Below are 24,774 nucleotides of genomic sequence, written 5' to 3' on the forward strand. Positions count from 1 at the left end.
CTACTCAAGCTCTGCATCCCAAATTCGTTCTATCGCTTCGACTCTTCGGATCTGCTTTGAAGGAAAGTGGGCCACTCTGAGTTCCGCGATTGTCTCTTGTCGTTCGACTTGTGATAGCCCTGCGTCGTCTAAAATATCTTTTCGTTCCGCTAAATAAATCTCTAAAGTCCCCTCAAAATCAGCTCTTTGTTTGTCGAGCTCTTCAAGCCTTTGCGCGGCATCTTCACCCACCAGTTCATTTCGCCTCAAGTATTTCTCTTGCTGTTCAAGCCCTTCAGACTTGGATAATTGTTGAAGCAACACCTGATTCTTGTGGCTCGTTTGGACGTAGTCTGCTTGCTCAGAGATTAAAGAATCTAACCGTTGTTGGTATTCCAGCTCACTCAGCCCTTCTTGCTTCAATCGAAGCTTCTCTAAAGCAACCTCCCTCATTTGGTTATCGTGAGTAAATAAGATACTTATCTCGCTCGGGCTAAAAAACTGAGCCTGAAGATCAAGTAAGGCTTGGTTTAAGCGTTGCAGATCATCGACAGAGAGCGAAGTGGGGTCGAACTGAACGTCCAATGACGTCAATGCCGACTTGTAATCAAGATATTTGGCAAACAAGGCTTCATCGACAATTGCACCTTGTGATTGAGCATGGTGCTGAGCAACGTTGTTACGAATATCTTCAAGGGTTAGCTCTGTTTGTCCAGAGACGAAGTAATCCATAGTGTCTTTGGCCGATGCACTATCAATATCAGTATCTTGTTGAGAACTCACTTTCAACGAAGAGATGCTTTGTTGTTCGTCACCGCTTGGGTTTAAGCCCTCTTCCATTGGATATAAAATAAAGACCGCCGCTGCACTCATCAGGGCTATCGTGGTTATCGAAAAAATGGCGGCCTTATTCATTATATTTTCCTTATTGTGTTAACGAGTCATCAGGACAAGCTACAAGCCAGCCAGCTTCAATCGGTTCGCGTGCTGGCGATACAATGTTACCGGGTCAGTCTCAAACAAATGATGGATGCCCAGCAAACCGTTGATCTCATCCAGATGATTCATTTTGTAATCATCCCCAATCACTTTACCTAGGTGAGCACTACAAGCTCCAACAAGCCCATCATTTGGTTCGTTAAACGCTAAACCTAGCACTGTCATCGCCGCATCGGTCGGGTCCAAAAGATTGGTAAAAGTGGAAGACCCTGTCCATGAGTAGTAATAAACGCCGTTACTGGCTTGCCACTCACCATCACCACATGCAGAGGTTGGAACCCCTTCAGGATAAAATTGATTGAAAGCAAGAGAACCTTCTGTCGTCAACGCTTCTAGTGATGCCAAGCCATCTTGTTCGAGGTCTGAGCCACCAGACAATAGATTTATGAGTGTCGTCAAACCACCCGCCAACTTAACCGCAATTCCCTCAGTGACAGACCCTTCAGGTACGGTTCCACGAACTAAATCCGCTACCTTTGAACCTTTATGAACGCCGCCAATACTCGTTACCGATGCGACAAGGTCTGGTCTCACAGAGGCCACATACCGCGCCGTGGGGCCACCATGACTGTGCCCGACAAGGTTAACCTTATTTGCTCCTGTTGCCGCTAAAAGTGTCTCGACCTGAGCCAATAATTGCTCTCCCCTAACCTCTGAACTATTCGTCGCTGATACTTGTGCAACGTATACGCTCGCGCCATCTTTGGTTAAAGATTCAGGCACCCCATAAAAGTAATCCACACCCGCTAACGTATCGAACCCAAATAAGCCATGTACCAACACAATGGGATATTTGGTTTCCGTGTATCCACTTACCTCTAATGCCGAAGCGCTTGTTCCTGCATAGGCACCCAAACTGGATAGGCAGGCGATTGTCCAAATTAATATCTTCTTCAATGCTCTTTCCTTAAACAAGTTAGACCTCTGATGAGTAAGAGAAACGTAGGTGATAATTTTATAAAACTAAAAAGAGTGACTCGAGATTTGTGATGTTGAACTGGAAATAAACAATAGGGATTAACATTAGGCAGGCGAAGAGCAATCAACAAAAATAACAATAAGATATTGATTAAATTAACATTTAATGGAAATTACGTGTTAATTACTTACTCTTGAGGTTTGAGAGCAATAACCAAAAAATCGTTGGAAGTTTGACATTTATGCCAGTTATTAAACACCAAGAAGCTGAATGTGTTGACGGTAATTATCAATTATCGATATAGGTCGTACCGGCCATTTACTTACTCAGTTATCAACAATAAACAACGTTTATTCGGCTTACCTACACATAAAAAGAGAATACAGTAATGAAAAACACGGCTTTAATACTCGCGTTAACAGTGCCGTTTGGTGCTTATGCTGCTGAAAATTCAACACCAACACCGGAATCTATTTCCTCTGCTCAAGTACTCAGCACACAAGATTCAGAAACCTACTCTTACGTCCGATGTTGGTATCGCACAGATGCCTCTCATGACTCAGCCGCTACCGATTGGAAATGGGCGAAAAAAGAAAACGGGGACTATTATACGATCAACGGATATTGGTGGTCGTCCGTCTCGTTCAAAAATATGTTTTACAGTGATGCTCCGCAATCTGAAATCAAACAGCGTTGTGAACAAACACTCGATATCCAGCATGATGCCGCAGACATTACCTACTTTGCCGCAGATAATCGCTTCTCTTATAACCACTCAATTTGGACCAATGACAACGCTACTCAAGGAAATACGATAAATCGCATTGTTACTTTTGGTGATAGCCTTTCTGATACTGGAAATCTATTTAACGGATCTCAATGGGTTTTCCCAAATGCGGACTCGTGGTTTCTAGGGCATTTTTCTAATGGCTTAGTCTGGACAGAATACCTAGCAAAAGCCAAAGACGTCCCTTTATATAATTGGGCTGTAGGTGGCGCAGCAGGTACCAATCAGTATGTCGCATTAACCGGGGTATATGACCAAGTCACGTCCTACTTAACCTATATGAAAGTCGCCAAAAACTATCACCCAGAAAACTCGCTGTTTACACTGGAATTTGGGCTCAATGACTTTATGAATTACGACCGCGAAGTCGCTGATGTCAAAGCCGATTTCAGCAGCGCTCTCATTCGATTGACTGAATCTGGAGCCAACAATATCTTGTTATTCACATTGCCTGATGCGACAAAGGCGCCTCAATTCAAGTACTCGACAGAACAAGAGATCATCAAGGTTCGTGGCAAGATCATTGAGTTTAATCAATTCATTAAAGCACAGGCCGAGTATTACCAAAACATGGGGAAAAATGTGGTGCTGTTCGATGCAAGTGCACTGTTTGCAAGCATTACTGATAATCCTGAACAGCATGGCTTTAGAAATGCGAGTGACGCTTGTCTTGATCTCAACAGAAGCTCAGCCGCGGACTACTTACGAAGCCATAGCTTAACCAATGACTGTGCCACCTATGGTTCAGACAGCTATGTATTCTGGGGCGTGACACACCCAACGACTGCTACTCATAAATACATTGCCGACCACATCTTGGCATATTCCTTCTCAACGTTCGATTTCTAGCTAATGACCTGAGGCTAATGGCTTAGACAGAATAGAGATACAAAAAAACCGCCTAATATTGGCGGTTTTTATTTATCTAAGTTATATCAATAAAGCCTTTAAGCTGGCTAGTGATTACTCGTCGTCCACTTTTGGCGCGACTTTCTTCTTAGGGATAAATACGCTATCACCCACAGCCACATTTTGATGGAAACTCTTATCGCGTTTAACTGGCTTCTTCGCTGTCTTCTTCGCTTGAGGTTTGCCCGCTTTCTTAGCTGGACCGCCCTTCTTGAAGGCTGGCTTACGAGGCTTGATGCCTTTGAACTTGCCTTTTAGCCCTTCAAGAACAGAGAAGTTAAGGTCTTGCTGCAGGTAAAGCTCAACACGCTTGAAGCTGTCCCAGTCTTTTGGACCCACCAAAGAAATTGCATCACCTTTATTACCAGCACGACCGGTACGACCAACACGGTGAACGTACTCTTCAGTGTGCTTAGGCATATCAAAGTTGATAACGTGGCTTACGTTTGGAATATCAATTCCACGTGAAGCAACGTCTGTTGTTACCAAGATCTTGTAAACCGCACGCTCAAACTGGCTCATGATGGCATTACGTTGCGTTTGGTTTAGATTACCACTCAGTGCAACCGCTTTTAGTTTCTTCTCGTTAAGCTTGTCGGTTAGACGATCAGTGTCAGCACGAGTTGCCGTGAAGATCATAACCTGACGGTACTCAGCCTCTTCCAGAACGCGGTCTAAAATCGCCTCTTTATGATCCAAGTGGTCACAAAGGTAGAACTTCTGAGTGATATCAAGGTGCTGCTCATTCGAAACACCAACAGAAATACGCTTAGGAGCGTCTAACATCTCATTCGCGATGTCGTTCACTTCAGCGTGATCAAGTGTTGCAGAGAACATCAACGTTTGACGACGACGGTGCTTCGCAGCGTTTGCAATGCGACGAAGTTCAGGAGCAAAGCCTAGATCAAGCATACGGTCTGCTTCATCAAGGATAAGCGTTTCAACACCATCTAGGAACAACGAGCGGTGCTCTAGGTGGTCAGCAAGACGACCTGGAGTCGCAACGATAAAACGAGGATACTTACGCAGTGCTTTCACTTGGTCGTTAAAGTTCTCGCCACCTAGGATAAGCGCCGCTTCGTAAGACAAACCACCCAGCATGCTACGTAATTCACCGTAAACTTGCTTAGCCAGCTCACGAGTAGGAGCCAAAATTACACCACGAGGATCACGAGCAGAAAACGCTTTGGTTTTTAATGCCTTGTGAATCATTGGCAGAACAAACGCCAATGTCTTGCCTGAACCCGTTTTTGATGAAGCCAATAGATCCTTACCGGCAATAGCAACAGGGATCGCTTTCGATTGGATCTCTGTCGCTTTCTTAAAGTCGTAATGTTTTAAGTTCTTCAGTAAGCGGTTATCTAAGCCTAAATCTTTAAAGTGCAAAGGACTCTCCAGTCATGATGGTATTGAATAAAATTATTTTAACGCGACATGATACCGCGAAAATGCTTTATAAGGATAGAGATCACAGAAAATTTATCCCTACTAACAAAGTTGTTTAGAACATTGTATGCGTTGCTAGCAAAGGGTTAGCCCCATTCAATCGACGAAAAAGTCCTTCAAAATCGGCCATCTCATAAGTGAGACAGAACGTGATGCTTAGCTAATTCCCTCAAAAATTTAGCAATTTCTTTAGTTATTGTTTTTGCAGTTAAAAAATTAGTCGCTACAATCATTAATGAAGCGACTATATGATAAAGAATGTATAGCGCATTTTTTGATGGTAAATAAGCAAGGAGTTCTTATGAATAAGACGTTAATCGCAGCTGCAGCCTCAGTTTTCATTCTAGCTGGTTGTTCTTCAGAGCCAGAAGAAGCTGCAGTATCAGAAATGGATCAACTAACTAACCAAGTCGCTCAACTAACAAGCGAAGTTGAAGCTCTTAAGAGTGACAAAGCAGCAGCAGAAATGAAAGCTCAAGAAGCTTCTGCAGCCGCTATGGCAGCAAAAGAAGAAGCGGATCGTGCTAACGACCGTATCGACAACATCGCTGAGTCTTACACTAAGTAGTTTGATATCTAAGCGCGATTAAGCTGTAGATTAAATAAGTCGCAAAAAGCAGTATATAGAAAGCACCACCTCTTAACGGATGTGGTGCTTTTATTTGGGGAAAACTAAATAGGTTAAAAGAAGAAAGTAAACCGACTCTCAACAAAAGCCTACGAGTTAAAATTCAATCACAGGAGGTGCGATTTCAACAGGCACACCATTTTGAGCAAAGATAACCGCTTTGGCTTTTGAGTTTGGTAGATCGGCATCTTCAAGCCACCATTTCAACTCTACCGGGATTTGTAGTGATTTTTTCGAACCATCACTTCGAGTCAATGGCTCATGCGCTTCAACAAACACACTTCTATCTGGCTCTAATGAAACCTTGATCGGCTCATTAATAATGGTCACTTGCTCACCACGGTTTACCTGTTCAAAAAGCCACTCTATATCTTTAGGCTCCATTCGGATACAACCTGAGCTAACACGCAGACCGATACCAAAGTCTTTGTTAGTACCGTGTATAAGATAATCCCCCGCACCATAAGCAAGTCGCAATGCATATTCTCCCAATGGGTTTTCTGGCCCAGCTGGAACCACCCTAGGTAATTCGATCCCTTTCTCTAGATACTCTTCACGGATTGACTTCGGTGGTGTCCAGGTCGGGTTGGGTCTTTTTTGGCTTATCTTGGTGATCATTTCTGGCGTATCACGTCCTACTCGACCAATGCCGACAGGGAATACGTGCACCTGGTTCTTCTCGGGCTCAAAGTAATACAGCCTTAACTCGGCAAGGTTAATCACAATTCCTTTTCTTGGGGTGTCCGGCAGAATCAAACGACTAGGGATACTCAGTACATAGCCTTCAGCAGGAAGGAAAGGATCAACGCCTTTATTTGCCGCCATTAACGAGAGAAAACCAATATCGTATTGCTTTGCAATGTTCGCTAGCGTTTCACCTGCTGCGACTTCGTGCTGTTGTATTCGACCTACAATGCGACTTTCTTCAGGAGGCAGTTCAAAGGTTGCCGCAGACACCCACGACGACACCATTCCAGCAGCAATCAAAGTACCTTTCACTGCAAACGTAGTTGCTCTCAATACAAACGAAACGGTCTTGCGTATTTGTGTTGTCATGGAGTACAAAAGCGTCGAGTTAGCGCAATACAACATACAATTCCTTGGTTTACTGTCCTTATCAAAGTTTAGATTATCGTTGATTAAACGTCTCTACAACGAATTGTTACTTCAAGCCCCATATGCAATCGATCTTTAATTTGAGTTTTTTCTTTAAATCACCCTCAATTATTCCACACAAAATCGATTGCCTTTAAGATTTCAACATATTTAGTTATCAATATTAATAAAACGATAATAGTAGAGCCATTTTGTGACTAGGGTCTCATGGAGCCTCGTTTTAACTCGCTAATATTGCCTCAACAAAACGAATTCAATTCAACAGAATCGGTAATTGATTAAATCCTGTTCCTATAATTACCGTTTAAACTTTGGAGAACGACCATGGCTACACCTCATATTAACGCTCAAGCTGGTGATTTTGCAGAAACAGTACTGATGCCGGGTGACCCGCTTCGCGCAAAATACATTGCTGAAACATTCCTTGATGACGTGAAGCAAGTTTGTGACGTTCGCAACATGTTCGGTTACACAGGCACTTACAAAGGTAAGAAAGTTTCTGTAATGGGCCACGGTATGGGTATCCCATCATGCTGCATTTACGTGCACGAGCTAATTGCTGAGTACGGTGTAAAGAACGTAATTCGCGTAGGTAGCTGTGGCGCAGTACGTGACGACGTTAAATTGATGGACGTTGTTATCGGTATGGGTGCTTCAACAGACTCAAAAGTAAACCGTATTCGTTTCAACAACCACGACTTCGCGGCAATCGCTGATTTCGGTCTTCTAGAAGAAGCAGTAAACCAAGCACGTGCACAAGAAGTTCCAGTTAAAGTTGGTAACGTATTCTCTGCAGACCTTTTCTACACTCCAGAAGCTGACCTTTTCGAAAAAATGGAAAAGCTAGGCATCCTAGGTGTTGATATGGAAGCGGCTGGTATCTACGGCGTTGCTGCAGACCTTGGTGCTAAAGCACTGACTATCCTAACAGTATCTGACCACATCATCCGTGGCGAGAAACTAAGCTCTGAAGAGCGTCAAAAATCTTTCAACGACATGATGAAAGTTGCTCTAGAGACTGCAATCAACATCTAACGATTTGATAAGAGATACATTGAAAGGCGTTACCCCGCAGCCAAGCTCACTTGGCTGCTCAAATAATCCCGAGGGGGAGATCGTGTCTAACGACAAGCTGCCAAAAGATGCGGATGGTTTGCAACTCAACTTTTGTAAAACATTGGCGTGTGACAACTTTGGCTTGAGCGATGCAAAACGTTATGTTTTGCAACACGCGAACCCTAAGCGTCCAGCGATGGTTTGTCGTGAATGTGGAGCTTTCCCCCCCTTACTTAACAATCGTGAAGTGTTAAGCGAACTTCATCGCCTAAGGCAACTTCATAGCGATGGGCTCCCTGCTTGTCGTAATGACGATTGCGATAACTTCGGCTTATCGGTTCATACCCATAAACATCTTTATCATGCCTTCGGCTACAGCGGCGACAGGCAGCGTTATCGATGCAAAGACTGCCAATCAACGTTTGTTGACAAGTGGTCTGGTTCCAATAAAAAACTCCAGTTTCAAGAGAACCTCATGGGCTTACTGTTCATGGGCTATTCCGTACGTGAAATCTGCCGAAAACTAGAGATTAACCCAAAGACTTTCTATGACCATGTTGACCATATCGCGAGCCGATGCCGTCGCAAATTAGCGATGATCGATGCACGATGGGTTAATCATGCCAAAGACTATCAGTTCGCTTCCCATTATCAGCGCTTACAACCACAAAGTAGCAACGGAGTGGTTTGGATAGCGACAGGTGAAGCGCACTCTGGATACATCCTTTGCCAACATGTGAATTACTCACAAAATGAAGAGCCATCAGGTAACGTTGACCACAATCCGTATGATGATGTGGCACGCTTTGTATCTAAAGAGCACTCTTCAGAGGCTAACCTTGAGCTACCGCAACGTTCTGACAAGCTAAAAGAGCGTATTGAGCAACAATACCAAGTTATTTTGGCGCGAGGCAACGTTGAGGACCCAATGGGGAATCTCACTGCATTTAGCTATCCGTCAAAAGGGGCGCTCATTCGACCGCCTTATACGTCTTATGCTCACTTCCTGCATGTATTAGACATGTGCGATGAAAATAAGCACGTAGCGATCTATATGCCACAAGATCCATTACTAAGATCTGCCGCCCTTAGCGTTTGTTTGCCGCGTATCCAGAGTCAAAATATTGACCTTATGTACGTAGAAGAAGATTCCGGCTGGCAAGACGATCACAGTTTTGAAAAGATCGACATCGTTCATATGAGTTGGTGGCGCGATCGTTGGGCTATTGCTAATCAAGGTGATAAGCAGAAAGGTATCTGCTACCTAACAGGCAGTAATCCGGAGCCAAAACAGTGGTTTAATACCGCATCAATTCAACAAACTAAGTTTTATCAAGAGCGCTTTCAGGTGCTATTTGATAGCTTTATTAATGAGCCTAGACGTAAGCTTCGTCCTGGTGGCATTCTTCCATTACTCGACATATTTAGAGCTTGGCACAATCTGTGCTACCAAGATAAGCAAGGACTCACTGCAGCGCAGCGCTTAGGCGTAGCGGAGCACCCATTGACGTTAAAGCAACTACTTTCATAAAAAAAGCGCTCTAGATAATTATTCGGGAACTCATTGATTTTTAGGTAACAACATGAGGTAACACCCATAATTGGAAAAGATACGTGTTCCTTTAGCGCTCTAAGAAAGATAATTGGTGCTTATCCTAAATCACACTCTTATAATGATTGTGTTATCAATATGTTCGATAATTACGGATCTAAGCCTTGGACAAAAATCAGTACCTTCTTGAAACAGAACTAGAACAACTCAAAACTCGTGTCGACTCTGAACCGCTGGTGATCCTTGAGATAGCTCAGCAATGCCTCGTCAGATCTGAGCAAGTTCTGTTTGAAGAAGGAGCGATTCAGTCGCTAATGTTGATGGCGAGATGTTGCTGGAACCTAATGGATTACCAAAAAGGGTTAAAGTACATCAGGGAAGCCTATAAGCGACAAAGCCGCTTAGATACCGATCTTTTTCTGCCCGAAATCCTCCATTTACACGCGCTCCAGTTCTGGGGACAAGCCAAGTACTATTCTGCACAACAGTTCTGGATCAATGCGTTAGAACAATCAGCGCTGGTCGATGAGGTCGAGATTCAAATCGAATGCCTCATTGGCCTTGGCAACATCTGGCGAATGACTCACGAATATAAGCTGGCTCGTTCTACACACCAGCTTGCCGTTAAAGTAGCCAACAACAGCCGTATTGGTTGGTTAGAAGGCAAGGCAAGAATCCTTCTCGCATGGGATTACTACCTACTCAACAACTATGTTGAAATGCTGTCAGTATTAGATGGTGCAGAGGAAGCGTTAAAAGAACATAAAGACAACACTTGGCACGCAGAAGTATGGGACTTCAGAGGCTTAGCTCTACTTGGCCTTGAGCGCTTAGACGACGCTGAACGTGCAACAGCCAAAGCGCACAACTTGGCAGTTGAACACAACCTAGTTTGGATGAAAGCGCACTCGTATATCAGTCGTGCTCGTCTAGAGTTGCTACGAAAAAGACCAGAGCAAGCCGCGGAACTGCTTAGGCTTGCGGAAGAGTCAGCAAACGAATTTGATAATGGTGAGCTACTCAGCCAAATCTGTTATCAGCAATCTTTGGTCGCAGAAGAAAACCAGGATTTTAAAGCCGCTTTGATCGCCTTTAAAAAGTACCGTCAATATTCTATCGGTATGCTTCGAGAACAGACTACTCGAGTTGGTCTAGATAAAGCGCGCAGCTCCAAACGCCAACTCGAACAGAGAGCGAGAAAGCTCATCAACCGTATTCGTGGCCAACACGAGTATGACCCCGAAAAGCATTTCTCTTATGTCGTGTCTGAAACCTTTTGGTGGGAACAGCTGGTTCTGTTCAAAACAGAGCTTAAGCGTTCAAACCACAGCATTATCATGTTCCAACACGTCGATCCCGACTATTTAGATGTCTGCACCGAAATCGCTCACACCTTATGTAATCAAAATGACTTCATTTCAAGGCTCAGTTCTGAGCGTGTTGCTCTCATGCTCTCTGAAAAAGGCGAAGCCGCAGAGCAAACCTTCCAAACTCTAAGTACCATGCTTGATATTTATCCATGGCACCGAAAAGGATTAAAAGGTTCAAAACCAACCGTCAGCCTCAATGACATTTTGACGTTCCCATTCACTCTTGAACAACTAGAAGAAGACGATGCCGAGGTAAGAGTTTGATGGAAACGCTACTAAGTAAAATCACCGATGCAGGTCTAGACCCTTCTTCCGTTTCAGGTGAAGAAGCGATCATATTCTGGAACCATATTCGCCAGCATGTTTCGACAACCAAAACCGAGCAAGCGCACTGCTATATCATTAGTTCGGAATATCGCGCTGAACTGCAGCAAACCCAAACCAGTATCGAAGAACTTAGACTGGCACTCAATCTATTAAATTTGCCAACAGATATAGAAGATATTCTGACCGTCAAAACCAGCCTAAGTGATCGCTTGGTAGAAGTTGGGGATTACACTTCGGCGCTTAATGAGTTCGTTAGCTCATCATCCATCGCGGTTGAACATGGCTATATTGATGAATACGTAATGGCAATTCTAGGCATGGGTAACCTGTGTGACGCTTATGGCGACCACAGTAGAGCCCTTCGTTATTACCAAAAAATCAATAGCATAGACCATGCGATAAGTAGTCGCTCGCTTCGTCTCAAGTTCAAGCTTCATATGGTCGCGAGCCTACTGCTACTCAACCGCATTACTGCCGCTAGCGACTTACTCAATGAGTGTGAAGAACTCAGTATTCTGGTCAGTAACAAACTGCTTACCGCTCAGATCTTGCTTTACCAAGCAAAAGTGTTGCGTGCAAAGAAGAAATATCACGAGGCGCTGCGTTGCCTGTCTAAGATTCAATACTCTGCTAACAACACTCAAGCAAGTTGGTTAGCAACCATGACACGTCTCGAGCTCGCTCATTGTTTAAGTGCCATCGGCAAACAAGAATACGCCAGTATGATCTTGTCGAGTACAGACAAGCGCATGAAGGTTTACTCATCCCCAGTACTCGCTAAACGGTTCTATGATTCGCTAAGTGATGTGTGTATGAATCAAGAGCGCTTTCAAGAAGCGCTAAGCTATGAGAAAAAAGGCTACCGAATTGAAACCGATCTGATGAAGCAGATCCCGATCAGTGAACTCGGTGCAAGTCAGCTACGCCGCCTGTCCCGTTTTGAGTTACAACTCAAACTCATTCTCTCTGAACAAGAGAACAAAGAGCTGAAAGAGACGACTGAACAACACAAGAATGCGGTGGCTCAGCTTCAACAAGACGTGTTCACTGATCCATTGACAGGGTTACACAACCGTCGCTGGTTAGATGTAAAACTGAAGGACATGCTGCTGCACGATACCTCTTTCGCACTGATGGTTATCGATATTGACCACTTCAAGTCTATCAATGATGAACTGAGTCACTTAGTGGGCGATAAAGCGATTGTTAGTGTGTCTCTAGAGCTGCGTTCATACTTTAAGTTTAGAGGTGCGTCGTGTGTCAGATTTGGTGGAGAAGAGTTCCTCGTCATTCTAGAGAACACTGATCTTCCTAAAGCAGAAATGCACTCTGAAAATTATCGAGAGCGCATCTTCCAATTCGGTTGGCATGAGATACTTGGGGAGCGCGGTTTGACAGTCAGTATTGGTATCACGATGCATCGTGAGGGCGAGAATACACAGCGTACCTTCTATCGAGCAGACAAAGCCTTATATCGTGCAAAAGCAAACGGTCGAAACCAAGTCTGCACCGAGTAATGAAATAGTTAAAGTAGTGCCGAACCACTTCAGCTCGGCACTATCCAATAGCAAAACAATACCTTGCTTCGAGCTTTATCTATTCATGAAAAGACGTCATTGATAGAAGAACAAAGATATTCCTCCTACTGCGGCAAGCGTGCCTATGAGACTTTGCTTTGAGACCTTTTCCCCCTTCAACGCATAGATCACCAGAATAAAGACCGGACTGGTCGCTATCAATGTTTGAGCGATCGCGGGATTGGCATTTTTTAAAGCAATTTGTTGCAACCAAAGCGCGAGAAACGTCCCAACAAAAATGGCGCTGAGTAACCATAGCTTGTCGAGTTTAGTCATATCCCATAAATCCCTTTTGATTGATGAGTAAGGTTTATTCTCAACAAAAGGAATAATAATCATCACCGCAAACACGCCGATTGCCAGGCGAATCAACGCCCCCAACAATGGTGGGATATCACCAGCGACCAAAGCATAGTGAGAAATGACCACACCTGAAGCTTGGCACACACTTGCTACTAACCCGTACCCAATGCCGCTCCATTGCGCTTGGTTAGTATAATCACCGCTCATCGATTTAGATGGTTGAAATACAACGAAGGTCACCGCTAGCGTGGTGATGACAACACCGAGCCAACTTTGAAGTGTCAACGCAGCACCTAGAAACATCAACGCCAAAACGCCAGAAAGAGGTGGAGCTAAAGACTCAAGCAACAGTGTCTTGTTGGCACCGATTCTTTTCAAAGCCGCAAAGTAGGCGCTGTCACCAATTGCGATTCCGATAATCCCTGAAATCGCCAATATCCAAAAGTGATTAGCACTCAGCTCAAACTCTGGCATTGGGATAAGTGGCATCACAAGCAGCATCATGACTGAAGCAACCAAACCCTTGATGATATTGAGCTGCATTGCTGAGAAACGATGCCCAAATTGCCCATAAATCCAAGTCGCACACGCCCACACGATAGCGGCACCGATCGCCGCTATTTCACCTATATACATTTGTATCCATCCTTGTGGTTATGTGCATCCCGCGTATTTCAACGATCACTATTGAGTCAGTATGACAAACAAGATAACAGAAATAACTCAATAAATTAGAGAGTGATTTTATAAGTTCCAATAATGACATCGCTCACATTAGAAGCAAAAACACATTATTTATAACTCGGTAAATCATTTTGATAACAATTACTTGGATGATAGCGTAGTATATTTATAACTAATATCTAACATCACAAGGATCTGTTATGTTTTTAGACTACTTTGCGCTCGGTCTACTGATTTTCGTAGCATTAGTCATCTTCTACGGCATCATCGTCATTCACGATATTCCCTATGAAATTGCGAAAGAACGCAATCATCCTCATCAAGATGCTATTCATGTCTCTGGCTGGGTTAGCCTTTTCACTCTACATACTATCTGGCCGTTTCTTTGGATCTGGGCGACATTATGGCGCAAAGATCGTGGGTGGGGCTTTGCCAAACTCGAAGAAGAACAGCACGACATTCACCATCGTGTTGATATCTTAATCGACCAAGTGAACACTCTTCAGGAAGAAATCTCACAACTCAAGAAAGCAAAGCCAGAGCAAAGTAAGCAAGATAACGATCAAAATAAAGCTCAAGATCAGGAGGTTAAGTAATGGATTTACTGCTGATAATGACCTACGCGGCACTGTGTATCACCATTTTTAAGGTGTTCAACATTCCGCTAAATAAATGGACTGTCCCTACTGCTGTTCTTGGCGGTGTGATCATCATCGGTACTTTGATCTTACTGATGAACTACAACCACCCTTTCACTCAGATTGGTAACCAAGTTTACTCAACAACGCCTATCGTTTCAGGGGTTAGAGGTAAAGTAATTGAAGTGCCAGTAGAGGCAAATAAGCCTCTGAAAAAGGGCGATATCCTCTTTAAAATCGATCCTATTCCGTTCGAGGCTGAAGTCGCAAGATTAGAAGCGAAAGTAAAGGAAGCAAGCCAAGGTGCGCTAGGAATGGAATCTGACGTTGCTGAAGCTGAAGCTGCAAGAATCAAAGCCATTGCTGAGAGAGACAAAGCTCAACGTGAGTTCTCTCGTTACAAACGCGGTTACGACAGTGGTGCCTTTACTGAGCAACAACTGGATACTCGCAGACAAGCGTATAAAGCATCAGAAGCTGCCGTTAAAGTGGCAGACGCGACTTTAGAAAGAGCAAAAATTGCTTTGGATTCTGAGATCGGTGGCGAGAATACAGCAGTATTAAGCCTATTAGCTGAATTGCGTAAAGCTCAGTTTGACTTAGAGCAGACTGTCGTCAGAGCGCCTACCGATGGTTACGTGACACAATTAGCACTGCGCCCAGGTGTTATGGCAGTGCCACTGCCACTTGCTCCGGTGATGACTTTTGTTCACACAGAAGACCAGTTCTACACCGCAGCCTTTAGACAAAACTCTTTGCAGCGCTTACAACCAGGCTACGAAGCAGAGTTCCTGTTTAGAGCATTACCAGGCAAAGTCTTCAAAGGACGGATCGAAGAAGTGATTCCAGCCATCGGTGAGAGCCAATTCCAAGCAAGAGGTGCGCTACTGGGTACAGAGGCATTGCGTACTAGTGGCCGTGTGTTTGTTAAATTGACCATTACTGATGACCTGTCTGATTTCCACTTACCTATGGGTACAGCAGTCGAAGTTGCAGTTTATTCAGATAGCTTCACTCACGTATCTATCATGCGTAAAGTACTTATCCGCATGAAGAGTTGGCAAAACTACCTATACCTAGACCACTAAACCAGATATAGCTTGGTCGAACTGACTTAACACACTGTTAATGTGATTGAAAAAAGCCAGACCTGCTCTGGCTTTTTTGTTGCTTGATTAACCACAAACCACGGCTTTTTACATCAAATAAACGTATCTGGATGGAATTTTAGACATCTAGACACTTACCTTCCCTTATGGAAGGGTTCTACTGTATAATGCGCGCCTTATTTTTTATATTTGCCTAAAAAACGATCTCGATGAGATACCTACTAAAAATGGCGAATATACGTTCTTTGTTATTTTTATCTTTCAGTATTTGAGGTTACCTATGAACTTTTCAGCTAAAACAGTGGTTGTCATTGCCATTGGTGCAGCACTGTATGGCATTGGTGGTTTACCTATGTTTGGTGTCCCAGTGTTCGCTAATACGACATTAAAACCAGCAATGGCGGTGTTAGCACTGTTTTCTGTTTTGTTCGGCCCAATTGTAGGTTTCTTAGTCGGCTTCATTGGCCACTGGGTAACAGACCTATTCGCAGGCTGGGGTGTCTGGTTAACTTGGGTATTAGGCTCAGGTATTGTGGGTATGATCATCGGTTTATTCCCGATGTTGACCAAAAACCGCCTTCAGCAAGGTGACTTGCCTATGAAAGACTTCGCGCTGTTTGTAGTACTTGCCCTTGCCGGTAATGTGATCGGTTACGGCTGCTCTGCATTCCTAGATACGATCCTTTATGCAGAACCGTTTACTAAAGTCTTCACTCAACTGTCTATCATTGCAGCGGGTAACACCGTTCTGATCGCTGTTGTTGGCTTGCTGATCCTAAAATCAGTCGCTAAACGCAACAAACAAAGCCGTAACCTGACTGAGGCATAAGCGATAATGACTATAGCATTTTCGAACTTCTCTTTTAGATATGAGTCGCTGGATAAACCGACACTAAAAAATATCAATCTAAGGATAGAGAAAGGAGAGAAAATCGTCATTATTGGACCAAGCGGCAGTGGTAAATCTACCCTAGGTCAGTGTCTTAACGGTCTAATCCCTCACGCGATTAAAGGTGAGGTTACCGGTTCTTTAGAGATCAACGGCAAGAACATTTCTGATTTTTCTATGCACGACTATACCGAGCAGGTTGGCACAGTATTACAAGATACTGATAGCCAATTTGTCGGCTTGAGTATTGGCGAAGACATCGCATTCGCTCTGGAAAACCAGTTAGTATCGAACATTGATATGTACCCTCTGGTTAAGTCGACAGCAAAAATGGTCGACTTAGCAGATATGCTTGATCGTTCGCCACATGATCTATCCGGCGGTCAGAAACAACGCGTGTCATTAGCGGGTATCTTAGTTGATGACGTTGACATCCTGTTGTTTGATGAACCTTTGGCTAGCCTTGACCCGAAAACGGGTAAAGCGACTATCGAAATCATCGACCAGCTTCATAAAGAAACCAACAAGACTATCGTAATCATCGAGCATCGCCTTGAGGATGTTCTACACCGCGATATTGACCGAGTGATCTTGATGGAGCGCGGTGAAATTGTTGCGGACATGACACCCGATGAAATCTTAGCTTCTGAACTTCTTGAAACACACGGTATTCGTGAACCACTTTATTTATCTGCTCTTAAGGCAGCGAAAGCACCTTTGACCAGTGACGATAAACTATCAAACCTCAAAGCTCTCGATTACAAAAGGTTCCGTCCTGCAGTTCAGACTTGGTTTGCAGAGCGCCCTACTCCAGTTGCCGAGAAACAGTACCAACCTTTGCTTGAGGTACACGGTCTGACTTATTCATACGATGGTGAAAAGAACGCTCTCGAAGATGTTAGCTTTAAGATTGGTAAGGGTGAGTTCGTATCAATCCTAGGCAAAAACGGTTCAGGCAAGTCGACCATCACCAAGATTATCATGGGTGTGATCGATGCAGATTCAGGATCTTCATACCTTAACGGTGAAGACCTGTCAGAACTTTCTATCTTCGAAAGAAGCCAGAAAGTCGGTGTAGTGATGCAGAACCCAAATCATATGATCTCGCATCATATGATCTTTGATGAAGTTGCATTCGGTCTGCGTAATCGTGGGGTTACAGAGCAGGAAATCAAAGAGAAGGTGGAAAACGTTCTTGAGCTGTGTGGCTTGAGCAAGTTCCGCCACTGGCCAATCGAAGCGCTAAGCTACGGTCAGAAAAAACGTGTAACGATTGCTTCTATCTTAGTCTTGGAACCTGAGCTTCTGATCTTGGATGAACCAACAGCGGGTCAAGATTACCGCAACTACACCTCAATGCTGGCGTTTATCCAAAAGCTTAACCGCGAGTTAGGTATCACCGTCGTGATCATTTCACACGACATGCACCTTGTTCTAGAGTACACCACACGCTCAATTGTCATTGCTGACAGCAAGCTGATTGCCAATGCCGCGATGACGGAAGTATTCAGTCAACCATCGCTGTTAGAACGCGCAAATCTTTGTACCACCAGCATTTATGAACTCGCGACCATGATGAAAATCGACGACACCAATGCATTTATGCAGTACTTCATCGACTACGAGAGAAGCTCGCTATGAATGCATCAAAAGTAAAATTCGGCATCAACTACATTGATACCAAATCACCGCTGCATGCGTTAAACGGCATCACTAAATTTGCTCTTTTCTTAGCTTGGGTGACTGTTGTATTAACGACATTCGACCTACGGTTAATCACGTTACTTATCCTAACGGGGCTTTACCTACTCAAGCTAACCAGAGTGCCTGTTAGGGTTTATAAGCCTCTGTTGTTAGGTACGGCTAGTGTGCTGAGCCTAAATGCTTTATTCATGTATCTACTTGCGCCTCAACAAGGTACTGAGCTTATCGGTAGCGAAACACTATTACTTGCTTTGCCTGGTAACTACTCGTTGAGCCAAGAGACATTGTTTTACTTGGTGACCGTAACACTTAAGTACATGAGCATGTTTCCGATAGCGCTGATCTTTGTATTCACAACGCACCCGACTGAGTTTGCGGCTAGCCTCAACCGCATTGGTGTTCCTTACAAGATTGCCTACGCAGTGAGCTTAACGCTACGTTATTTGCCAGAAGTTAAGAAGGATTTCGTCAACATCATGCATGCCCAACAAGCTCGTGGTGTTGAACTATCTAAGAAAGCGCCACTTCTTACACGCATTAAAAATGTTGCTAAAGTGTTAGGGCCATTGATTTTCTCAAGCCTAGATAGAGCAGATGAAATATCGAATGCTATGACGCTGCGTGGCTTTGGCAGACACAAGTCTCGCACTTGGTATAGCTACGCACCATTAAAACGTATAGATTTTATTTGTCTATTTATCATTGGTTTAATCGTGATGTTGGCTATCGCGAAACGCATTCTTGAACCAACGTTGTTTTGGTATCCATTTTAGTATCAATTTAAACAAACAGTTAAAATGACACACCGCTCAATAGGGCGGTGTTTTATTTTCCCCATTCACTTTTGAACAAAACTTAACCGAACAAACCGTAATCATCGGATTTTGACGATAAACTGACCGTTTCCTCACATCTTCGGTTTGAATTCTAATTTAGAAACTCTTAATATTATGTTTACAGAATGTTGCTCGAAATAGAGATTTTTAATGGCTCGAATTACCCAAGTACAGAAACTAGAAAACCAAAAGCACTACGATGAGATCGTACTAAGCCTTTTTCTAGCTGAAGGACATGAAGCACTAACTTATGCAAGGATTGCTCAAGAAATTGGCATTAGTTTAACGACGCTTCAGGGTTACTACCCATCGACTCGTGCTATCCGCTCTGTGTTACACCAACACATGCTATCGATTGTAATCGAGAGCCTAGACTTCTCATCAGAGGAAGTATTTATCCAATCATGGCAAGATGCTCTCGATGATGAACAGTTCCAATACGTGATTAAATTGATGTTCTTTCATGCTTCGCAAGTGAAAAGCCCTGAAGAGTTCAATATCAGCTCTGATGGTGAGTTTCGAGAGAAAATGTTTGAGAGCTTTGGCAACGATTCAGTTCGACTCCTTGAAACTGTGGTAGGACGTTCAATGTTTTATCTAACGAACTTCAAACAACACTGAGCAAATACGTCACCCATTGAAAAAGGAGCTTTAAAGCTCCTTTTTTGTGCCTAAAACAAAACAACTGCAGAATACCACTCCATAGGCACACCCATGTTATAGATAATTATAATGCCTTGTAATTAAAACTAATTTAGCGCTATAACGTATAAATTCATTGTTATTTATTTGTTCTCGGTACCTTACATACCTAAACTTTCTCAATATGAAATAGACGACTATAATTTTAAAATGTCTCGAATTACTAAAATACAGAAACTAGAAAACCAAAAGCACTACGATGAAATTGTACTCAACCTTTTTCTTGCTGAAGGTCATGAAGCACTAACTTATGCAAGGATTGCTCAAGAAATTGGTATCAGTTTAACGACGCTTCAGGGCTATTATCCAACGACTCGTGCTATCCGCTCCATATTGCACCAACCCATGCTCTCGATCTTCATGGAGTGTCTCGATTTTTCATCAGAAGAGGCGTTTATACAGTCATGGGAGAACGCCCTCGATACAGAGCGTTTCCAGTATGTGATTAAATTAATGTTCTTCCACGCATCACAAGTTAGTCACCCCGAGGCCTTTGATACGACCTCGAAAGGTCAGTTTCGCGAGAAAATGCTGGAGAGTTTTGGCACCGATTCTATTCAGCTTCTTGAGACCATGCTAGGACGCTCCATGCTCTATCTCACCAACTTCAAGTAGCTCAGATCAATTTGCTGAAATAATAAAGGGAACCTCTAAGGTTCCCTTTTTGTTCTGTCTAATAAGTGACGTATCTTCGTTAACTAGTTCAGCTTGTAGAAAACCGTTGATAATGGCGGCAAACGCAGCTCAATCGATGTCGCTAAGCCTTCGCTTTCCACTTGTTCAATTTCAGCAACCTGCTTCACTTCAAAACCACTACCTGCGTAATCTACAGAGTCGGTATTCAATAGCAACTTATACTGACCTTGTGCCGGCACGCCTAAACGGAAGTGCTCGTGAGGTACTGGCGTAAAGTTCGATACCACCAGCACACGCTCACCAGATTCACTGATACGCTCGTGAGCTAGAATGCTTGCTTCTGCTGAATCCTGTAGACGCCATTCAAAGCCTTTCGGGTCAAAATCAAGATCGTGCATCGCAGCTTCATTGCGGTAAAGATGGTTGAGATCTTTGGTTAGCTTTTGGACACCTTGATGACGTTCGTAGTCTAATAAGAACCACTGCAGTTGGTCATCATGGTTCCACTCTGCAGTCTGACCAAACTCGGCCCCCATGAAGTTAAGCTTCTTACCCGGTTGTGCATACATGTAACCCATGTATGCGCGTAGGTTAGCCGTTTGCTGCCACTCATCACCAGGCATCTTGTTATGGATAGAACCTTTACCATAAACCACCTCATCGTGAGACAGTGACAATACATAGTTCTCACTGTGTGCGTAAATCAGCGGGAAAGTAATCGTATCGTGGTGGTATTTACGGTTAATTGGGTCTTCCTGAATGTAAGACAAGCTGTCATGCATCCAACCCATATTCCACTTAAAGCCGAAGCCTAAGCCGCCCATAAAGGTTGGTGCAGAAACGCCAGGGAAAGCCGTCGATTCTTCCGCAATAGTCATCGCATTCGGGAAATGTTTGTATACCTCTTCGTTCATCCATTTCAATGTCGCGATGGCGTCATAGTTTTCGTTGCCACCATCAACATTTGGAATCCACTGATCGTGGCTACGCGAGTAATCGAGGTACAACATCGAAGCTACGGCATCCACACGGATACCATCAATATGGAATTGCTCAAACCAGTACAGCGCGTTTGCGACTAAGAAACGACGCACATGTTCGCGACCTAAGTCATAAATGTACGAGTTCCAATCCTGATGCCAACCACGACGTGGGTCCGGATCGTGGAACAATGGTGTACCATCGAAGTTAGCTAAACCGTGGTCATCGCTTGGGAAATGTGCTGGAACCCAGTCAAGTACCACGCCAAGACCGGCTTGGTGACATTGGTCTACGAAGTATTTGAAGTCATCCGGTGAACCAAAGCGGCTAGTTGGTGCGAAAAGACCAACAGGCTGATAACCCCATGAACCATAGAACGGGTGTTCTGAAACTGGCATCAATTCGACGTGAGTGTAGCCAAGATCGGTTAGGTACGGGATCAGCTCTGCCGCTAACTCACGGTAGTTTAGAAAATCACCTTCAGCATTGCGCTTCCAAGAACCAGCATGTAATTCATAGAACGACAGCGCTTCTTTACGCTTCTCTGTCACTGGGCGATTTTGCCATTTCGTATCTTGCCACTCATAACGAGCGTGATCGTAAGTCACAGAAGAAAACGAAGGGTACTGCTCAGAGTAGAAACCCCATGGGTCAGCCTTGTGCGGTAAGCCTTCACCATTTGGACCTTTTAATTCGAACTTATATTGAGCGCCCTCTTCCAAGTCTGGAATGAATAAGCCCCAAATACCGTAGTCCAAACGTTGCATTGGGTGGCGACGACCATCCCACGAGTTGAAGTTACCCACTAAGCTTGCCGCTGTTGCATGCGGTGCATAAACCAAGAAGCGAGTACCAGAAATTGTCTGACCATCACGCTCTAGCGTAACAAACTGAGACCCCATGTGATGGTACATATCTTTAGGTGTGTGAAGATCTTCGTAGCTCGCGTACAGCTCATGGTACTGGTACGGATCATCGATGATCTGCTCTACTCCCGCCCAATCAACCGCGAGCTTATAGTGAGTAAAACGCAAATCTCTTTGTTGCTTAAGAATGAAGCCACTTTCATCCTCTCGCTCTAACTCAATACGAGGTTCCTTTCCAACAATCAACTCGACTTTATCTGCCCCAGGGATCCATACGCGTAATGCACCTTGAGCTGAAGGTAAGTACGGCCCTAAAAACGCAAACGGGTCAGTGAAACAAGCCTGTGATAGTTGGGTATATATTTGTTTTTGCTTTGAAATCGAACTTAGTTCCAAAACGTTTCTCCCTAACCAAACATCCAAAAAATATAATACAAAAATGCCCGCTATTAGTGCGGGCAATATAACGACGATTTATTCTACCAGATGAGCATTCATTATTGAGTGACCAAGGTTGTAGTTTCGTACGCCGTAAGCAAAAAACCACTGATTTTCAGGTCACTCAAACTCATCATTTACCTGCTTTTTCTCGAACATCTGTCAGCTTGGAAGCGATTCGATTCACGCCTTCATGTGCAAATATTTCGTCCAGGTTCATTGATAGTTTACGACGCCAGTTCGGGTATTCATCTACCGTGCCAGGAATGTTTACTGGCTGGTCCATTTCCAACCAGTCTTCCAACTGAACACTTAGCAATGTTGAGCCACCAGCAGCAACGTGTAATTGCAGTGCTTCAGCAAGGTATGAGTCCATTGGTACTTGGCTAGCATCGCGACCAACACCTTCAGGCAAGAAACCGTGCCACGCGACTGAATCTAGGATTCCCTGTTTGCACTCTAGACGATCATCAAACAAGCCCGCTAATTGCTCTGCGTCCGGGTACAAGCCAATCTCCTGACCCATTTTCAGGTCATCACAGTGCCAGAAGCCACGTAGTGTTGGCATATCGTGAGTACATAGCGCCGCCATCGACTGTCCAGCATAATGAGCAGGTGAGATGAAACCACCATCTTCTTCTGATGTTTCGAAGAAGAACACCTTGTACGAGTGAACACCCGCATCAGCCAAGATATCGACAATCTCATCCGGCACAGTACCTAAATCTTCACCGATAACGCTACATTGGTAACGATGAGATTCAAGAGCAAGAATCGACAGCATGTCTTGAACTGGGTAGTAGATGTATGCGCCTTTCGTTGCGTCTTCACCTTTTGGAATCCACCATAGACGAAGCAGGCCTAATACGTGGTCAATACGCAACGCACCACAGTGCTTCATGTTTGCTCGAAGCAACTTGATGTAAGCATCATAACCCGTCGCCTGAAGTACTTCTGGGTTTAGCGGTGGAAGACCCCAGTTTTGACCCAATGGACCAAGAATATCTGGCGGAGCACCGATGCTTGCATCCATCACAAGATTACCTTCATCAGCCCAAGTTTCACTGCCTGAATCCGCAACGCCTACCGCTAGATCTCGATACAAGCCAACCGCCATGCCCTTTTCTTCTGCCAATGACTGAGCATCGTTGATTTGGCAGTCAGCTAGCCATTGTAGGTACATGTAAAGATGTACTTTATCTAGGTTGTCTTTGATGTACTTTTGAGTAGCTGGGCTGTCGAATGTACGGTATTTCTCAGGGAATACCGGCCATCCCCACATACCAGAATCTTCAGCATGCAATTCACCGTGCAGAGCGTCAAATGCCGCTTGGTGCATCAGGCTATCACCGCCCTCTTCAACAAACGCTAAGAATGCTTGTGCGCGATCGCTGTTTTTGTCTAAGTGACGAGTTTTAAACTCTGTAAATAGCAGAGGCAAGATGCTCATTTTCAGCTCAGACACTTCGGTGTAGTTCACCCAATGTGCATCACGTGCTTTCTGAAGGCGCTGTTGGAACTCTGCGCTGCCTACTGTTTGTTGCGCTTCAGCGCTTAATGCAAATTCAGGAACTGAGCTCACATCAATGTATAGGATGTTCAACCAACGACGTGAAGACGGGCTGTATGGGCTCGCACCTTCTGGGTTCGCTGGGAATAGAGAGTGAATTGGGTTAAGACCTACAAAATCACCACCACGTGATGAGATGTCAGCAACCAGCTGTTTCAGATCACCGAAGTCACCGATACCCCAGTTATGCTGAGTGCGCAGTGTGTAAAGCTGGACACTTGGGCCCCAAAGCTTTTTGCCTTCTTCAATTGGCGACTGCTTAAAGCACGCTTTAGGTGTAATAATTAGCGTCATTTCGTAAGGCTTTTTACGGCGCTTACGGCTCACAATTAACTTGTGGTAACCCCATGCCAGATCACTTGGCAATGCAAACACTAAAGGGCCACCCTCTGCACGCTCATCACGAACGACTTGAGATTGAAGATAGCCTTCAAGTACCTCTCCTTGCTCGGTCTCTAAACGCCAGCTGAACTCACTTTCACGAGCGCTTACACCTAGATTCAACGCCACTTCTACTGGCTCACCATCACGCAAGACAAGAACTGGGTCTAGTACATCTTTTTTGTGTTTTCTTTCTGCTGACTTAAGCAGTGCATCATCGCTGCTTGTATCGTAGCCCAATGAAGCCAGTAGAGATGTAATTGTCTCATCTGATACCTGTGCTTCATCGCCCCACGCACTAACGTAACTGTCGGCAAGGTTTGCCATTTCTGCGACTTGTTTTAATACGGTCTGTTCTTTCATCGCTCTCTC

Annotated in this window: 20 protein-coding genes; 13 read left to right on the forward strand and 7 right to left on the reverse strand. The window is 44.2% G+C overall.

Going from position 1 to position 24,774, the window contains the following annotated elements; translation table 11 throughout:
• Together OH460_RS12095 and OH460_RS12100 are read right to left on the reverse strand one after the other, a co-directional pair.
• Positions 1-894, reverse strand: a complete 894-nt coding sequence (locus OH460_RS12095) for a lipase secretion chaperone (RefSeq protein ID WP_269997385.1) — start codon at positions 892-894, stop codon at positions 1-3.
• Positions 895-933: 39 nt separating this feature from the next.
• Positions 934-1,875 (reverse strand): esterase/lipase family protein, encoded by a 942-nt coding sequence (locus tag OH460_RS12100; RefSeq protein WP_105058462.1) that lies wholly within the window; start codon positions 1,873-1,875, stop codon positions 934-936.
• Positions 1,876-2,285: 410 nt separating this feature from the next.
• Between OH460_RS12100 and OH460_RS12105 the strand changes: the two genes are divergently transcribed.
• Positions 2,286-3,533 (forward strand): SGNH/GDSL hydrolase family protein, encoded by a 1,248-nt coding sequence (locus tag OH460_RS12105; RefSeq protein ID WP_269997386.1) that lies wholly within the window; start codon positions 2,286-2,288, stop codon positions 3,531-3,533.
• A gap of 114 nt (positions 3,534-3,647) precedes the next feature.
• On the opposite strand, the gene OH460_RS12110 is transcribed toward OH460_RS12105, so the two are convergent.
• Positions 3,648-4,979: a DEAD/DEAH box helicase gene (locus OH460_RS12110; RefSeq protein ID WP_061032142.1), complete on the reverse strand. Its 1,332-nt coding sequence runs from the start codon at positions 4,977-4,979 to the stop codon at positions 3,648-3,650.
• Between the two features lie 361 nt (positions 4,980-5,340).
• On the opposite strand from OH460_RS12110, the gene OH460_RS12115 reads away from it, so the two are divergent.
• Positions 5,341-5,607, forward strand: coding sequence for an Lpp/OprI family alanine-zipper lipoprotein (locus OH460_RS12115; protein WP_061032141.1), 267 nt, complete (start codon positions 5,341-5,343; stop codon positions 5,605-5,607).
• 156 nt (positions 5,608-5,763) lie between these two features.
• Here the strand turns inward: OH460_RS12115 and OH460_RS12120 are convergent, their stop codons facing one another.
• Positions 5,764-6,759 (reverse strand): L,D-transpeptidase family protein, encoded by a 996-nt coding sequence (locus tag OH460_RS12120; RefSeq protein WP_269997387.1) that lies wholly within the window; start codon positions 6,757-6,759, stop codon positions 5,764-5,766.
• Between the two features lie 348 nt (positions 6,760-7,107).
• On the opposite strand from OH460_RS12120, the gene deoD reads away from it, so the two are divergent.
• The 4 genes from deoD to OH460_RS12140 all read left to right on the forward strand — a co-directional run bounded on the left by deoD (position 7,108) and on the right by OH460_RS12140 (position 12,605).
• Entirely contained in the window at positions 7,108-7,818 is a 711-nt protein-coding gene (deoD, locus tag OH460_RS12125; RefSeq protein ID WP_048661021.1) for a purine-nucleoside phosphorylase, read from the forward strand.
• An 82-nt stretch (positions 7,819-7,900) separates the two neighbouring features.
• Positions 7,901-9,370, forward strand: coding sequence for a lactate dehydrogenase (locus OH460_RS12130; RefSeq protein ID WP_269997388.1), 1,470 nt, complete (start codon positions 7,901-7,903; stop codon positions 9,368-9,370).
• Between the two features lie 185 nt (positions 9,371-9,555).
• Positions 9,556-11,025, forward strand: coding sequence for a hypothetical protein (locus OH460_RS12135; RefSeq protein WP_269997389.1), 1,470 nt, complete (start codon positions 9,556-9,558; stop codon positions 11,023-11,025).
• Complete coding sequence (locus OH460_RS12140; protein WP_269997390.1) at positions 11,025-12,605, forward strand: GGDEF domain-containing protein; 1,581 nt, start codon at positions 11,025-11,027, stop codon at positions 12,603-12,605. Before OH460_RS12135 ends, OH460_RS12140 begins: the two co-directional genes overlap by 1 nt.
• A 96-nt stretch (positions 12,606-12,701) precedes the next feature.
• Here OH460_RS12140 and OH460_RS12145 read toward each other — a convergent pair whose 3' ends face one another.
• On the reverse strand, positions 12,702-13,604 hold the full coding sequence (locus OH460_RS12145; RefSeq protein WP_269997391.1) for a DMT family transporter: 903 nt from the start codon (positions 13,602-13,604) through the stop codon (positions 12,702-12,704).
• 248 nt (positions 13,605-13,852) lie between these two features.
• Here OH460_RS12145 and OH460_RS12150 point away from each other — a divergent pair, with 248 nt between their 5' ends.
• The 7 genes from OH460_RS12150 (at position 13,853) to OH460_RS12180 (ending at position 20,145) form a co-directional block, all read left to right on the forward strand.
• A complete protein-coding gene (locus tag OH460_RS12150; protein ID WP_061032136.1) occupies positions 13,853-14,248 on the forward strand; it encodes a DUF3302 domain-containing protein in 396 nt (131 codons plus the stop codon).
• Positions 14,248-15,378 carry an HlyD family secretion protein gene (locus OH460_RS12155; protein ID WP_008215839.1) on the forward strand — a complete coding sequence of 377 codons (1,131 nt, stop codon included), beginning with the start codon at positions 14,248-14,250 and terminating at the stop codon, positions 15,376-15,378. The genes OH460_RS12150 and OH460_RS12155 overlap by 1 nt, the downstream gene beginning before the upstream one ends.
• Before the next feature lie 301 nt (positions 15,379-15,679).
• Positions 15,680-16,228, forward strand: a complete 549-nt coding sequence (locus OH460_RS12160; RefSeq protein ID WP_102423600.1) for an ECF-type riboflavin transporter substrate-binding protein — start codon at positions 15,680-15,682, stop codon at positions 16,226-16,228.
• Positions 16,229-16,234: 6 nt separating this feature from the next.
• Positions 16,235-17,929 (forward strand): ABC transporter ATP-binding protein, encoded by a 1,695-nt coding sequence (locus tag OH460_RS12165; protein ID WP_269997392.1) that lies wholly within the window; start codon positions 16,235-16,237, stop codon positions 17,927-17,929.
• Positions 17,926-18,765 carry an energy-coupling factor transporter transmembrane component T family protein gene (locus OH460_RS12170; protein ID WP_061032134.1) on the forward strand — a complete coding sequence of 280 codons (840 nt, stop codon included), beginning with the start codon at positions 17,926-17,928 and terminating at the stop codon, positions 18,763-18,765. Before OH460_RS12165 ends, OH460_RS12170 begins: the two co-directional genes overlap by 4 nt.
• A gap of 213 nt (positions 18,766-18,978) precedes the next feature.
• Positions 18,979-19,449, forward strand: coding sequence for a TetR/AcrR family transcriptional regulator (locus OH460_RS12175; protein ID WP_269997393.1), 471 nt, complete (start codon positions 18,979-18,981; stop codon positions 19,447-19,449).
• A gap of 231 nt (positions 19,450-19,680) precedes the next feature.
• Positions 19,681-20,145: a TetR/AcrR family transcriptional regulator gene (locus tag OH460_RS12180; RefSeq protein WP_269997394.1), complete on the forward strand. Its 465-nt coding sequence runs from the start codon at positions 19,681-19,683 to the stop codon at positions 20,143-20,145.
• Positions 20,146-20,228: 83 nt separating this feature from the next.
• Here the strand turns inward: OH460_RS12180 and glgB are convergent, their stop codons facing one another.
• Both glgB and malQ read right to left on the reverse strand, forming a co-directional pair.
• Positions 20,229-22,409: a 1,4-alpha-glucan branching protein GlgB gene (glgB, locus tag OH460_RS12185; RefSeq protein WP_269997395.1), complete on the reverse strand. Its 2,181-nt coding sequence runs from the start codon at positions 22,407-22,409 to the stop codon at positions 20,229-20,231.
• A gap of 175 nt (positions 22,410-22,584) precedes the next feature.
• Entirely contained in the window at positions 22,585-24,765 is a 2,181-nt protein-coding gene (gene malQ, locus OH460_RS12190) for a 4-alpha-glucanotransferase (RefSeq protein WP_269997396.1), read from the reverse strand.
• Positions 24,766-24,774 lie beyond the last annotated feature (9 nt).

Source organism: Vibrio sp. Makdt (assembly GCF_027587015.1).
GTDB classification, from domain to species: Bacteria; Pseudomonadota; Gammaproteobacteria; order Enterobacterales; family Vibrionaceae; genus Vibrio; species Vibrio chagasii_B.